This is a genomic window from Staphylococcus felis, from assembly GCF_003012915.1.
GTDB classification, from domain to species: Bacteria; Bacillota; Bacilli; order Staphylococcales; family Staphylococcaceae; genus Staphylococcus; species Staphylococcus felis.
In genome coordinates this window covers 2,300,129-2,315,054 of record NZ_CP027770.1, presented here as the reverse complement: position 1 = coordinate 2,315,054, position 14,926 = coordinate 2,300,129, and the positions used below count along the sequence as shown (strand labels likewise).

Annotated in this window: 17 protein-coding genes; 15 read left to right on the top strand and 2 right to left on the bottom strand. The window is 37.6% G+C overall.

Annotated elements, in window-relative coordinates; translation table 11 throughout:
- The first annotated feature begins 71 nt into the window (after positions 1–71).
- Both C7J90_RS10885 and C7J90_RS10880 read left to right on the top strand, forming a co-directional pair.
- A complete protein-coding gene (locus C7J90_RS10885) occupies positions 72–311 on the top strand; it encodes a hypothetical protein (protein WP_103207933.1) in 240 nt (79 codons plus the stop codon).
- Between the two features lies 1 nt (position 312).
- Positions 313–849, top strand: a complete 537-nt coding sequence (locus C7J90_RS10880) for a hypothetical protein (protein ID WP_103207931.1) — start codon at positions 313–315, stop codon at positions 847–849.
- A 1,659-nt stretch (positions 850–2,508) separates the two neighbouring features.
- Here C7J90_RS10880 and C7J90_RS10875 read toward each other — a convergent pair.
- Positions 2,509–3,141, bottom strand: a complete 633-nt coding sequence (locus C7J90_RS10875; protein ID WP_103207930.1) for a hypothetical protein — start codon at positions 3,139–3,141, stop codon at positions 2,509–2,511.
- Positions 3,134–3,727, bottom strand: coding sequence for a hypothetical protein (locus tag C7J90_RS10870; RefSeq protein ID WP_106465147.1), 594 nt, complete (start codon positions 3,725–3,727; stop codon positions 3,134–3,136). The genes C7J90_RS10875 and C7J90_RS10870 overlap by 8 nt, the downstream gene beginning before the upstream one ends.
- A gap of 1,271 nt (positions 3,728–4,998) precedes the next feature.
- Here C7J90_RS10870 and C7J90_RS10865 point away from each other — a divergent pair.
- The 13 genes from C7J90_RS10865 (at position 4,999) to C7J90_RS10800 (ending at position 14,729) form a co-directional block, all read left to right on the top strand.
- Positions 4,999–5,481, top strand: a complete 483-nt coding sequence (locus C7J90_RS10865; protein WP_158701927.1) for a phBC6A51 family helix-turn-helix protein — start codon at positions 4,999–5,001, stop codon at positions 5,479–5,481.
- Positions 5,474–7,273: a phage terminase large subunit gene (gene terL / locus C7J90_RS10860; protein WP_103207926.1), complete on the top strand. Its 1,800-nt coding sequence runs from the start codon at positions 5,474–5,476 to the stop codon at positions 7,271–7,273. The genes C7J90_RS10865 and terL overlap by 8 nt, the downstream gene beginning before the upstream one ends.
- Before the next feature lie 15 nt (positions 7,274–7,288).
- On the top strand, positions 7,289–8,881 hold the full coding sequence (locus tag C7J90_RS10855) for a phage portal protein (RefSeq protein ID WP_103207924.1): 1,593 nt from the start codon (positions 7,289–7,291) through the stop codon (positions 8,879–8,881).
- Between the two features lie 89 nt (positions 8,882–8,970).
- On the top strand, positions 8,971–9,582 hold the full coding sequence (locus C7J90_RS10850) for a hypothetical protein (protein ID WP_103207923.1): 612 nt from the start codon (positions 8,971–8,973) through the stop codon (positions 9,580–9,582).
- 13 nt (positions 9,583–9,595) lie between these two features.
- On the top strand, positions 9,596–9,991 hold the full coding sequence (locus C7J90_RS10845; RefSeq protein ID WP_103207922.1) for a hypothetical protein: 396 nt from the start codon (positions 9,596–9,598) through the stop codon (positions 9,989–9,991).
- 49 nt (positions 9,992–10,040) lie between these two features.
- Positions 10,041–11,063 carry a major capsid protein gene (locus C7J90_RS10840; protein ID WP_103207920.1) on the top strand — a complete coding sequence of 341 codons (1,023 nt, stop codon included), beginning with the start codon at positions 10,041–10,043 and terminating at the stop codon, positions 11,061–11,063.
- Positions 11,064–11,066: 3 nt separating this feature from the next.
- On the top strand, positions 11,067–11,273 hold the full coding sequence (locus C7J90_RS10835; RefSeq protein WP_103207919.1) for a hypothetical protein: 207 nt from the start codon (positions 11,067–11,069) through the stop codon (positions 11,271–11,273).
- Between the two features lie 21 nt (positions 11,274–11,294).
- Positions 11,295–11,657 carry a hypothetical protein gene (locus C7J90_RS10830; protein ID WP_103207917.1) on the top strand — a complete coding sequence of 121 codons (363 nt, stop codon included), beginning with the start codon at positions 11,295–11,297 and terminating at the stop codon, positions 11,655–11,657.
- Positions 11,658–11,884: 227 nt separating this feature from the next.
- Entirely contained in the window at positions 11,885–12,442 is a 558-nt protein-coding gene (locus C7J90_RS10825; RefSeq protein WP_142380699.1) for a hypothetical protein, read from the top strand.
- Positions 12,443–12,446: 4 nt separating this feature from the next.
- Complete coding sequence (locus C7J90_RS10820) at positions 12,447–12,845, top strand: hypothetical protein (protein WP_103207914.1); 399 nt, start codon at positions 12,447–12,449, stop codon at positions 12,843–12,845.
- 357 nt (positions 12,846–13,202) lie between these two features.
- On the top strand, positions 13,203–13,643 hold the full coding sequence (locus C7J90_RS10810; protein WP_103207911.1) for a hypothetical protein: 441 nt from the start codon (positions 13,203–13,205) through the stop codon (positions 13,641–13,643).
- Positions 13,644–13,671: 28 nt separating this feature from the next.
- On the top strand, positions 13,672–14,235 hold the full coding sequence (locus C7J90_RS10805) for a phage major tail protein, TP901-1 family (protein WP_103207909.1): 564 nt from the start codon (positions 13,672–13,674) through the stop codon (positions 14,233–14,235).
- Positions 14,236–14,345: 110 nt separating this feature from the next.
- Entirely contained in the window at positions 14,346–14,729 is a 384-nt protein-coding gene (locus C7J90_RS10800; RefSeq protein ID WP_158701926.1) for a tail assembly chaperone, read from the top strand.
- Positions 14,730–14,926: the final 197 nt, after the last annotated feature.

The following is a 14,926-nucleotide window of genomic DNA, read 5'->3' as shown; positions in this document are numbered from 1 at the left end:
TTTTAACGTAACTATGCCTGACGATATAGTTTATATCGATGAGACAACTATTTTGACCAGAGGAACTTAATATGAAGAAAATAACGACAACTTTAAACTTAATAGCAATACGAGGAAACGTTAATTACTCAAGAGTCGTAATAAAACAGTTCAGAGAGTATTTAAAAAACGGCGTTGATTGTGTTGATGTTATAGATATTCACACGAAGGAGTTAGAACGATGGGAAAAAGTTCTAAATGAATATCGCCAGAATATAACGTTTTTAAAAGCGACTAAATCAGTGTTTTATAAAAAACTTGGAGGTAATTAAAATGGAAAACGTTAAAAAATATATACAGATTAGAAAAAACGGTTTTGACTACGAAGTCGTATATAAATCATACGACGGTTTAGAGGTAAGCTCATTCGAGTTTAAGGACTTGCTAACGCTTAGAAATTTAAGTGATTTTGAGTATGAGCTGCAAAATGGGGCTATTTGCGACGTAGACATCGACTCATTCGATAAGTATGACACACATACTTTGTTCGACTTAATAAAGTCGTCGGGGCTACTCGAAGATGAGCCAGAAACTCATGAAGAAATGCGTTTGACAGCCCTTCAAATCGTTAACAGCGAAATACGCAAAGTTAGCGATATTGATAAGTACGACATTATCTTTGTGGAGGATAACTCGGAATTTGAGCCTGATTATATCGAAAAATTAGCACAGGATTATCCTGACGTTAATTATGATCAGCCTTTCTTCATTGTCGATTATGTCGATAGTGCACAAGGATTAATAGCAGTTTTAAACGCTAACGGAGTTACTTCGTATAGAGATTTAGTCGATGTTATAGAATACCCTTAATATATATATATATAAGGTGGTCATAAATTTTGACCGCCTTTTTCATATTCACGGAATAGTTCCAGTGCTCCACCGTTCCTCAAAGCGATATCTTGAAATAGCTTTCTATAAACGTTCAACATTTTTCTGTCTGTCTCGATTTCCTCTGACGTCCCTAAAACGTCGTAAAGACTTTCTAAGTCTTCGTGAAAATATCTTTGTGCAGTTTTCGCAAAATTACCTAACGCTTGTTATCAGCTTTCTGATATGCATCAGAAATCGTAATCATAGAGTATAATCGTTTAAATTATATCACGAATAAGCGTGTAAAAGAATAGATCGCATAGTTAATCATAGCGTATACTGTACACGATCCACACCAAAAACTAATGCGGCTAAGCCTACACGTCTATTTGACGCGCCTTGTCTATAGCGTTTATTTAAGGCGCTATGTTTATGGCGTTTCTATAAAGCGATTTAATAATGGCGTTTATATACGACGTTTTATCATAGACGTTTATTATGGCTATAAGTGTTAAACGTTTATAACTTCGCCTTTATATCGCTGATTTATATATGTACGATAGTATGCTTCGGTTATGTGCTGCGTACGCATTGCTGTCTATATATGAGCGGATATATACGGCGTTATTAGAGGCGTATTTTATGTGGCGTTAAGGGTGCTGGCGCTTATGGTGCTAACGATAGAGTGTTTATATCGTTTATAGTTTATATCGATTATGTGCATTAATCGCTAGTATATTTAATCGTTTATAGTTATCGTTGTGTGTATGTCGTTAGATGTATTCGTTGTGTGTATGTATCGTTAGTAAGTTGCGTTGTGTTTAGGGTATCGTAAGGACCAACGGTGTATGTATGCGAAGGTATAGCGTTGTGTGTGTGTGTGATGTTAGGGTTTGTCGTTTGTGTGTGTCGATAGTGTTTGTCGAATCAAGTCAAGCGTCTATGATGTGCGACCGTTAAAAACTAAGGGTCTAACGTTAGACTAACACGACATCAATATACATTATTCACTAACGTTTATAACTTTTAGATATATGTAAACGTTGATATATCAACAATGTATAATGAATGTATATGCGTTAATGTTAACGAATAGCATTAATAATTGATATAATGCGATTTCCTATTTCATTTTAGTTTACATAATGTATCTTATCGGAAGTTATTTATGAATAATTATTCGGCAATATACAAGCGGGACGGGGGCGGGGGATGTCTTCGCTACCATGCCGCCTGACCCGTAAAATTTTCCGCCAATTTTCAAAACCGAAGGAAAAATATCGCACTAATCTACGCCAAACCACTACCGCATGCAATAAAATACCGAATAAATAAACGATAAAACCTCATCAATACATACTATCTCGTTAAATTATATCGAAAATCAATAATCGACAGAGACTATGCGTGTCAAACGTTAGTTAATATGCGTAAAATACTATCGACACATACTTATTTCGTTGTAAATTATCCGATAACTATCCACTCGACATACAATTATCGTTAAAAATACAGGCGAAATAGTATGATTACGATATAATTAACCCTATACCGAGTTTATTTCGCTGTAATTTATGCGAAAAACAACAGTCGTAGTTAGATTATCGTCTTCATTAACGTTATTATAAACGAAAATATAACGAAAATCAAATGGTTTTATCGAGATTTGGGCGAAGTTCTGTGTAGTCCTTCGTCTATGAGCTCTAAAGACTTTGATATTATTTGAATATCATAATCAAGCTCCTTAATTAATTCAGTGTCTGTTATTTCTTGGCATCTAAAATCGCCAATAGCCTCTAAGGCATTATAAAACGATAGCTTAGCGTTTTGGATCATCGTGAGAATAGTAGCGGTTTTAGCAATGCTATTTGAATTTAAATTGTTTCCGAAAGTACGCGATAGTGACACTAACTCATCGCTATAGTCTTCTAAACGCTTAACAAATTGATTTTTCTCACATTCAATTATGAATAAAGCCTTATTGTATGGTTCTGTACTATTAGGCATATTATCTCTTTGTAGCTTTATTCCAATTAAATAATCTGCTTTAGACGCTAAAATAGTATCTATTAACATAATTGTGTCCCTATCTAAACGATCTTTCTCTTCGATAGCACGTCGTTCTGCTTTCTGCGACTGCCATAGTGCTAGAATAACTGCGCCAATAGTTCCGAAAGCAGTTAGCCATGTAGCGACAATACCGACTAAGAAAGAGCTAAAATATGCCGAAAGAACTACTATGAGAAGAAACGTGGTTACAAATGCGAATATTATGCGCTTTTTAATCATCTTTTTCCCTGCTCTCACGCTTTTCCTTCAACGGTGTTGCTAATTCTTGTAGAATCGTCTTAACTTCACGTATTTTTTCGAAGTAAAGTTCATTGTTATCGGAGTTTTTAAGCGCTGTAACGGCTATACTACGGCATAAAAAAGCTAAATTAAGTCTTTGAACGATAGAAAAAACTTTTGTAGAGTCAGATTCGATAACTGCATCAGTAAAATTATCCTGTATCACACTAATATAATCGGAAATATCATCGTAAAGACGAGGAATTCCGCTCTTTTTACCGTCAAATTCTTCGAAATTTGAACGTAATACAGCTGTATATACGTCAAAAATAAGTAGAATCCGCTCTTCTTTATGTTTTTCGAGCTCGAATTTACGCTCTAATCGGAGGATTTCACGCTGTCTAGCGACCACTTTATCGTTAGAGTGCAAAAATTGAACATAAAGTATAAAAATAAGGCTTACTAGCGACAGTAAATAAGCGATTAAATCATCTATTGATATATTGCCATATAAAATATGATAGGCGATAAAGAAAACTACTCCGAAAAACATGGTAAAGATGGCTAAATGTATTTTTTCACGCATGAAATCGTCAATTTTATCTCGTATTCTTATCTTAAACACATCCCTATATTTAAAAATTCACTAATTATCACTTTTGCTCCCTCCTTATCAATAAGATTAGCTTAATCCAACGTAAATTAAAAGATGAAAAAAGCTCTTTAACTTCCCTAACGGTAAAAATTTTCGGTAAATTTCTATAACTCGGGGTCATATTTCTGTGTAAATTAACGTATTTAAACATGAAAATTCGACTTATTATGCAACGAAAATAGATTTCGGTAGGTTTTGTTACGGAGAGTAATGTCCGTTTTTTATAAGCGCTTATGGGTCAATAAAGATTGCGTCAAATGTTGTTCCGATAACGTTGGCATTGATTTTCTCCGAATATACATAGGTATGTTCGGAACGGAAATCTAATGCCGAATGGTTGGCAAAATGTTGCACAAATAATTGTGAATAAATTTTAATAAAAATGTAATGAAAACTTAATCTTAAAAAGGAAAATTCGTAAACAATCGTCATATTTTAGACATATTTAATAAAGTTCCTCGACTTTTTGTGATGTTTTATTTGAATTTTAGAAGTTCGAGCACCCTAAATCTGCTACTATAAAAGTGATAATATGTAATCATTGGAGTTATTTGTAAAGTTGTTTTGAAGGTGTGTAAAAAGTTATGCACAGTTTAGGTTAACCTAAATTTTATTTTAAAAAGTCCTAAACTGGTTGGGAGAGTTGAAGTTTGACTGTGGTGTAAAATTTTACCGAAAAAAGTTTGTGCATTTATACGGAAAAGTAAACCTCTTTTTTAGAGGCTTTACGTTATATATTCGTAATTGGCTTTAAAGCTAATTTCGTTCATATCTAACACGTTAAAGATATTCCTTCGATAAAGTAATTAAACGGTTTAAGAATTACTCGCAATTTCGACTTGCTCGAAATTAAAGATTTTAGGTTTAAGGATAGATATGTCTATCGATATATAGACGGATATATACTTGTCTATCGACAAACATTCGTGAACTAAAGTTCACTCATGTACCTACTTACTTATCGGTAATATTTTATATAACGAAGTAAGTATTGTCCAAATATACATTTTAAAAATAACATATTCGGAATAGTACTAAAATACATATCGGTAAAACACAAACATACGGAGGGGTTAAGCATCGAAGTATGTTCGGTTGTGCCGAATTCGTCCGAGACAACTGTCGACACTATAAGCAAGGCGGTCCATGTTTCGGATGATATACATAACTAAGTAATTCAAAAACGAAAGGAGGCAGACGGCGTGGCAAAAGACAATTTCGATGACTTGTCTGAACAACAGAAGAAAGCAGCCGAGCTGTACGTAGAAAACTTAATCGAAAGCCAGCTCGACCCGGAAGAAGTGCCGAGATTAAAAACACAAGAAATAGCGGACGAGATAGGCGTTAATAGAACAACATATTATCGGTGGAATCAAGACGACAGATACCTCGACTACGTAGCCACGTTGTCTATACGTCACTTAAATAAACACATGCCGAAGTTTGCTGCGTCGTTAATTGCTAACCTAGTCAAACGAAACCCATCCACGAAGATGCTTGACCTATATGCCAAGGTATCAGGAGTGCTTGGCGATCAAGGCTCTGCAAGCAAAGATTCCGTCAATGTAACTTTTAACCTTAGTGATGCCCAAGAACGTGTCAGACAGCTTAAACAAGTCGAAGAAGTTCCTTATATACCTAGCGAAAGACGATTAGTAAACGTTGAGGAGCATAAACATGAGTAATGTTCAAAACGTAGCGCTAAACGATCAAGGATTCCTAAAGACTCGGGAAGAGCGGTTGAAACTTGTTGAGGTGCTTACGGAAGAACTAACACTACTTATGCAATTAGTCGAGAAGGGAACGGCTACTACGCGTCAAGTTGAGCGCTTCTTTATCGTTGACGAGCAATTAAAGCAGCTGCACCGAATAAATGATTGTGAATATGATGTCGCAAGGTTTTCGGTAGAATACTTTTCGGACGACGGTAACCCTGAAAATGATGAAAATTTAATCCCTAACGGCAGTAATTACGATAACATGTCACAGTTCCATAAGGAATTGACGGGAATGTTATCGAAAGTAGCAAGCGGAGAGAAAAAGGATAACATCGCTTGGGCATGCCCTCGACGACATGCAAAAACAGCTTATGGTTCGAATATTTTCCCGGTACATCAAGCTGTGTATAAGCATCGACAATTCATGGTTATCGTTTCAGAAACGGCTGACATGGCAGGAACTTTTATTACGTGGGGTAATCGCCAATTTAAATTCAACGAGAAGCTGATAAATGATTTCGGACGATTGTTACATGAAAGTCCCTCGAAAAACGAACTTGATAACAAGCAAGAGTATGTAACGCTTAATGGTGTGAAAATAATGGCACGAGGCGCTGGAGGACAAATGCGTGGTATGAGGTACGGAAAAAGTCGTCCGGAACTTATGGTATTTGACGACTTAGAGGGTGCGGAGAACGTATCAACGCCAGAACAAATGCGTAAGACTCAATCATGGTTTAACGAAGCTGCATTGCCGGCTTTAGCTAAGAATGGGTCTGCCATATACTTAGGAACGGTTCTTTGTTACGATAGTTTGCTTGATAAAACACTCCGCAAAGATAAACGATTTGAAAGTCGGAGATATAGAGCGGTTGAGTCTTTTCCAGATAATACGGAGTTATGGTCAAAATGGCGTGAGATATACTTAGCTGATGAGCCAGACGCAACGCAGAAAGCAGAAGCATTCTACGAAGATAACAAAGCTGAAATGGATAAAGGCGTCAAGTTATTGTGGGCGGAATATTACGACTACTATTGGTTCGTTATTCAAATGACGAACATGGGTGCTAAATCGTTCAACCAAGAGTATCAAAATGAGCCTACAGACGAGGAACGTCAAATATTCAAAGTTGATCAATTCGCTTACTATGACGAATCCGAACTTAACGGTAAGAATCTTGAATATTATTGCGGCATTGATTTTGCGATGGGAAAAGAAAAAGGCGATTTTAGTTCGATAATCACACTGGCGAGAAATACTGAAAGCGACGTTTGTTACGTCGTTGATGTATACAACGAGAGGGTACATCCGAAAGACTTTATCAAAGCTATAGTCGAGCGAGTGAAATATTACCAATACGAAAACATTGCAGTTGAGACACAAATGGCGCAAGAGTTTTTTGCAGATACGTTGTCCGATAAATTAATCGACATTGGTTATCCGGCACATTTGAGACTTGTATCGGTTAAGCAGAGAACAAGAAAATCGTTACGTATTGAGGCAATGTCTCCTGACGTTAATAACGGAAGAGTAAGGTTTAAGAAGGATCAAACGGACTTAATCGATCAATATGAAATGTACCCGATGAGTCCTAACGACGATATGATAGACGCTTGTGAAATGGCCTATAACATCGCTACAAAGCGTTTGTCTGGAGAAGTTTCTGTTATCGGAAACTATTATTATGGAAGTGGCTTAGACGAAACGAGAACACTTAAATACGCTAAGTATGGACGTATGTTACAACGTGCTAGATAAAGGAGGGGAAAACGATTGGCTATGAATAATTACGATATTATGACTCCGCAAGTTATCGATAAGATACTTGAAGATTCTCCAAGCGGTTCGACCGGAAAACGGGAAATTGAACGTATAAAGAAGATAAGAGGTAATTACGATTACTATAACGGTAAACAAGAGTTGGACGACGATGGTAATTATATTTACTCCACCGATAAAAAGAAACCTAGCGACTTAGATTATGATCCAACTAAATACTGGACGAACTACTTTAAAGCGTTCATCAAGCGTAAATCACGTTGGCAGATGGCTGGCGATCATGGAATAGATGTTGAACCTGCATCTGACAACGATAAAGATGTAAAACTAGCACAAGATACTGAACGACTTCTACATCAGTTGTGGAACGATAATGACATGAACGCTAAGAAAATGCAAATTGCTCGTGATAGACTGATTGCAGGAAGCATAGCAGTTAAGCTAGCGTTTAATAAGCGTACTGGGCGAGTTCATTGGATATGGCATAAAGCAACAGAGGTATTCCCAATATACTCACGAGATGGCTTCGACGAATTAATTGGTTGCGATATTATCATTCCGAGAGAAGATTCGGACGATCCAGAAAAGACGGAGTACGTGAGGCAGTCGTTTAGATTGGAAGAGGATTATAGCGATTGTTGGTTTAGTGAAATCGTGTACGATGAAAAGCTAGAAATTAAAACCGTATTGACGAAAAAGACATATCTTGGGTTCGATTTTGTTCCGATTGTTATCTTCAATGTAGATGCGTTAAAAACTGAAACGACTCATTTTGACGATTTAGAAGACATGAAGATATTAACACGAATATTAAACAACATGATGGAGGACGCCAACGATTCACTTAAATTCGAAATGTTTGGAATGACAGTTGTAAAAAACGCCGAGATTCCCGAATCGGAAGATTTAAAAATCGCACCGGGAGCGTTATTAAAGATTAACGCAAGTCACAACTCTTCTCATGCGGCAGACGTCGAAACAGTAGAGAATGGATTTCGTTGGAAAGAAGCGTATAAGGATCAATACAATCGTGTTAAGTCGGCGTTACATGAATTGAGTGGGTTGCCGATGATTGTGCCACAAGAACTAAATTTCGGTGGTATGAATGATAGAGCGTTACAAGTATTATATCAAGACATTATACAAGAAACGCAAGAACATTGGCTGTTGTGGAATATTCATTTCATCGAATTGTTTTCGAAAACAATAGGTTACTTACAAGCTAGAACGATCAGCAATAATTTCGCATACGATAAGTCGATAGTTAGTAAGATCGACAAGGATAATCTAAACGCTCAAATGAAGTTTATCCTTCCGTTACCAGACGACAGAGAAAACTTAGTTGACTTAGTAACTAAAGAGATTGACGCAGGATTGGAATCTCATAAAAATGGTATGAAGCGTTTAGGAGTTAAGAATCCCGAAGATAAAGAGCAAGAGATATACGAAGAAAATATGGAACGTATTAATATGAACGATCCATATAATGAAAGACAGATGCTCTCTAATAACAAGGAAGAAGAATTGTTAGGAGCAGTCGAAAAAGAGCTAGACATCGAGAGTGACGATATAGAAAATAACGCATAACTATTACTGACCGAACGTTAAGTCGCTAAACTAAACGGCTTTTATAGTCTGATGAGACTAGGTAAAAACACAGTAAAGGAGATTTAACGATGGTAAAAACGAATAAAAAACTATTTATAAACGGGTTTAATTTACAGTTCTTTGCGGATGGAGGCAAAGGCGAAGATGGTAATCCAGAACAAACATCGACTGACGACAATGAAAAAGACGTTCAATCCGAAGAGGTAAGAACAGTAACCGAGAAAACATTCACGCAAGAAGATATGGATGCTTTGGCTGCTAAGATTCGTAAGGAAGAGCGAGAGAAGCAGGAGCGTAAAGCTGAAAAAGAACGTGAAGAGTTAGAGCGTAAGGAACTCGAAGAAAAAGAGGACTATCGCCAATTGCTTGATAAAGCTAACGCCAAGATTGCCGAATACGAGTCGAAAGAAAAAGAGCGTGAACGTAAAGAGATAATCGAGTCTAAATTATCTGAAAAAGGATTGACAACAGAAGAGGTTAAACGCTACTCAAAATACGTCGTAGGAGAATCCGATGAAGAAATCGATAGTTCCATCGAATCAGTTTACGAAGATTTCGCTTTAGTAAAATCAAGCCAACAGAAAGACCCATCAGCTGGATTCGGCGAAAGTAAAACAGAGACGGAAGTAAGCGACGAAGACTATGGACGACAGTTGTTCAAGTCTATCAAAAAACAATAAAGGAGTTTTCTAAATGGCATACACTTTAAAACAAAGCCAAACTCAATTTAGAGGCGGTAAGAACATTTTAGCGTCAGAGCACGTTCAATACGTACACGGAGGCGCAACCATTGACGGCACAAAATTTCCGAAAGGTGTTATTGAAGTTGGGACATTGATTGCGCGCAATAAGACTACTGGTAAATACGAACCTTTTAATGAAGGATTAGAGGGTGGATTACCAACGGATTACGATAACTTCTACATCTTAAACGAAGATTATGACCACGATGGCGAAACAGACGCAGTGTTCGGCGCAGTCATTATCGAAGGTTCTGTATACGAAGCTAAATTACCTGTAAAAGTGCCAGACGCATTTAAGTTAGCGAATCAAAACATTCATTATGTTAATCACACTGCTAACAAGTAATAATACCCTTGGAAACGAAATAAAAAAGAATTAAAAGGTGGAGTAAATAATGGCAAGTATCTTAAATTATAAAGAGTTCCAAAAGCCTGTCTTAAAAGGGTTGCTGGAAGAGTCGTTAAAAGACGAGACACAAGACTTTATCCATACCTATGTAGGAAACGAAGTAACATACGATATTCGATTCGCGTACGACATTATACAACGTAAGCAACATATCGCAGCGATGATTGGATTAGGCGCAGAAAAACCAGTCGTGGACCGTCATCAATCGGCACAAAAAATGGTTGAAATGGCTCACTTTGGTTTGAAAGACATAATTACAATCGAAGAGCTATACGAAATTGCAAACGCACGTAACAACGCTGACGAGCAAAACCGTATCAATAAACTTTTAAATCGTGCTGACGATTTAGTTCAGTATTTAAAATTGCGTAAGAAAGTCGAAAAGCTAAAAGCTGTTGCTTTCGGTAAAAACTCTTACGACAAAAACGGAGTAAAAATTGAGTTAGACTACGGAATCCCTGATGATCATAAAATTGCGTTAACTACTGGAAATGACTGGGATGAATTAGATCGAGATGTTATCGGAGACTTATTAGAATGGGATCGTAAATACCGTGATTCAAACGGTGGTAAGCAAGCGGATGCTATCCTATTAACTCGTTCGGTATACAACAAGTTGACTAAAAATAAGAATATCATCGCAGAAGCAGACCGTCCTGTAGGGTCATCGCGTGTTTCTGAAACGCAGTTAAATGAAGTGCTGGCTTCATTTGGATTACCGTCAATTCAAATCGTTGATGAAACATCAATCACTGTAAACGATATTTACACGGGAGAAAACGAAACTATCGAAGTATTCCCGGAAAATCGTGTTGTCTTCATTTCTAGCGGTGTAGGAAACTTTGTAACTGGACCGAACCCAGATGATGATGCTATGAATCCGGTAGCAACGTTAGAAGCATACGATGAGCGTACTCCTAAGCGCTCTATTATCGAAGTTGCAGAATCTGGATTCGTTGTGCTAGAAAAACCATCGTTACTATTACATGCCGACGTTATCGGTGAGTAATAGATGGCGAAAATAAAGGTTAAGACGTTAGCAGTAATCGACAGTAATCCTGTCGGTTCTGTTATCGAATTAGACGAAAAAGACGTCGAAAGATTTTCTAAGATTGGCTATGTTAAGGAAGTCGAAGGAGCAAAGTCGGCAAAGGATTCGACTAAAAAGACACAAGCTAAACGAAGAAATACCAAAACGAAAGAGCAGAGCGATAATTAAATCTAAAAGGGAGTCGTTAGTATGAATATAACGGAGGTAGCAAACGAATTACAAGTTGATGAAAGCATAGCGACCGAGTATATCATCGCTAACGACTTTTCTATTGTAAACGGCACATCGTACGACAAACACCAGATGTATTTAATTCGTTTGTATCATGAATATAGAGAAGCGGATAAAGACGCAAGCGAAGCGAGAAAAGGCTTCCGATATCAAGACGGGGAAGAAATGGTTGATAAATCGAAACAATTCGACGCTTTCAGGCAGTATGCAAACGATTTATACAGACGTTGGCAGACTGAATTAGCGAAGTACAATGACGACAAAAACGAGTACGGTTCGAGATTCGTCGTTCGTACACGGGTTGGGTGGTTAGATCGATGAGAGATTTGGCGGAGCAAATAGACCAGTTATCTATAGAGTATGAAGAAAAGATTGTCGAGAACATTTCTGCGCTTATAAGTAGTGTTATAGCAATATTGAATGACAATTCTGTTAAGCAGACGATAACCCTCTCTGATGGCTCTACAATCAGTAAAGACGTCGTTGATAGGAGAAAACTAAGAACGATCCTCAATGAGCTAAGAAAGTTAGAGCGTAAAGCCTCTAATATGATATACGACGGAGTTTTACTGCCATTAGAGCTCGCAATTGCCCTTACGGTTGATAACCTATCAGAGAACTATGATAGCGTTGTTAAGAAAGCTAGGATAACGCCAAAAACATTTATCGACCAACAAGGCGCTGATGGACTGACGCTGAAAGACCGCACCGAATTTAGAGCAATGTCTTATACAGATGACTTACACAAACGCATTAGGCAGTCGATTAATAAAGGATATACGGTATCAGAAACAATAAATGAAGTACATGATGTATTCAACGGTAAAGAGTGGGAGCTTAGGCGACTAGTTACGACAGAAACTTTTAACGCATATCGAAAGCAAGTCGGTAAGATAGCGGAAGAAAACGAATTAACGTGGATTAAGATTCACGAATCATTCCCACGACATCCTAGACGACGTTTTCATGAATGCTACAAATACGCTCATGAAGATAAATACGGAAAGGGTCAAGGCGTTTTTAAAACGCATGACGCTAAAATATATTTCCCTCATCCTCAATGCACATCATGGCTAGAACTAATCGAATTAACGGGCGAGGTGTAGCGATATGTTGACAGAAGAAGATTTGCAATATATTAAATCGAATAGAGCAGAGCTTATCGCTAACAGAACGCAGTATGTTGAAATAACGATGACTTCTCATGGTGTAGAGAATCCTTTCACAGGAGAGTTGACATTAACGCAGGTTACGAAAGAAGTGTCTTCGGTAGTGACTGATAGAACTTCTCGTGTTGCTGCGGAACGTCGTATCTATGATGGCGGGGAGATTATCGAAGGAGACGTTTGGTTCTCGATTGATGTTGACGAGTTCGAACATGATGAAGATCCACGTACAATTACGAAGTTATTACATGACGATATTTTATACGAAGTTGTGTCTCACGATCCTAAAGGTATTGGGGAAATGACAACCCGTTGGGAGTTCGTTGGAAAGCGAGTGATTTAGTATCAAGGGTGGAATTAAACTAATCGGAATGAAACGATTGCGAGCAAACGTAAATTCGTTCAAAGCTACGCAAGCAACCCAAAACGTGGACAAGGAAATAGGGGAGATGGCGCGTGAGTTAGCTATTAATATGGCGAATGATGCTCCCATTCTGACAGGAGCGTTGAGGCAGTCATTAGCAAACTCTTATCGACATACTTCGTTCTTAGTTCATGATACGGCATTAGATCTCGATGGTGTTCCGTATGTATGGCGTCAGAACTTCGAGCATTCCACAAAGCGGTACTATATCACACGTAATGTTAACGCGTTGAGAGGTAAGTTCGAAAGACGTATTCGAAAGGCGGTAGCAAGCACGTGGAGATAACATACTTTGAGTTTATCGGAAGTTTAAAGAAATACATCGAAGATAAAACAGGAGTCAAAACAATTTGGAGATATTTCGGATACAAGAGGCCGTCTGACTATGGTTACATTGAAATCGAGTATGTGAATAGTAATTTCAACGAGTTAACTAAGTCAAAAGAATTAATTCACGAAGATGTATTTTTAAATATCGGTATACATGGTCTCAATTTAACCGAGCTATCACACAATCATAAATCTGTAATGGATATTTTAATGTATGCGAATATACCGCTATATAGTAGCGAATATGAGAAGGTTGGAACATTTTCAATTGAACATATAAACGGTGTGTCGAATATAATGACCGGGACCAGATCCGAAGATTTATCCAACACACATCGCCTTTATATAGACGTGTCCATTCCTTTGGCACATTTTAAACGAAATTAAAACTATAAGTTAACGGAGGTTTTATTTAATGGCAGTATCTAAAGGATCTAAAACGGTATTATTTTTCCAAGCGAAAGATGATGCTACAACTGATGGGAATAAATTGCGCTTAGCATTCCAAACGGAACACACCTTTAACAGTGAGCGAGAAACTATCGAAGAATCAACTAAAGACGGTGTATTGAAAGGTGTAGGAGAAGAAAACGCAAATATCGAATTCACTTGCTACGTAGTTCGAGATAATAAAACGTATCAATTGCTTAAAGAATCTTACCGTAAGGGAGAAGAAATTCAGGCGTGGGAAGTTGACATTACCGAAGAAAGCAAAAATGGTAAGTACCCAGCAACGTACGTTCAAGGTACGTTAAGCAACTTTAACCGAACTTCTTCAAACGATAACTACACGGAATTATCATCTACGTTTAACGTAAACTTAACGCCACAAGATGGCGAAGTTACGTTGACGCCAGAACAATTTGCAGCAGTTCAATACGCGTTTAACGATTTCGGTCAATTAGCTGGTGGTTCAGTGGCCGATTCTGATGACCAAGACGAGGATTTGAGTTCTGGGTTAGGTCTTAGTGAGGCGTAATTTAATAGCGGAGTGATTAACGTCATTCCGCTTTAATTCTTATTATTTATTCGAATAAAACTAAACGGCATGTGGTGTGCCGTAAAACGAAAATACGGAGGATGTATATTATGAAAATCACATTAAAAAATAAGGTATACGAATTAGATTTAGACATCGGCTTTGCAATCGCATTAGATGAAAAATATTCATTAACGCAATCTCTTGGCGGTTATACAGAAATTGAATTTGGTGTAGGTGTAGCTTCAATTTATCCGAAATTAATCGGAGCAGATTTACGTGGTTTAGTTGAGTTTTTTGAAGCAGGATTGAAAGATGTCAAAACAGTTTCCTACAATCGTAAAGATATTCAAAGATCAGTGTCAGATAAAGCGCTGGAAGTTGGTGGTTTTCAAAAACTGGGGCAACTTTGTGTAGAGGAGTTGTCAAAAGTGGGTTTGTACGACCATATCCTAAATCCGGAAGTTCCAGAGCCGAATCAGGAAGTAAATTAACAGGAAACAAATCGATTACTTTCGGCGATATAATAGCCGATTGTTTTCGATATTTAAATATCAACGATATAGAAAAAATCAAACGCTTAAAACTGTGTGAATATAGGGCATTAATGGATGGACACCACCAAAAATTCGTCGATGAGATGGAGCAACTTCACATGTTAGCTTGGCAGACGAATCTTGCCGGACAGTAC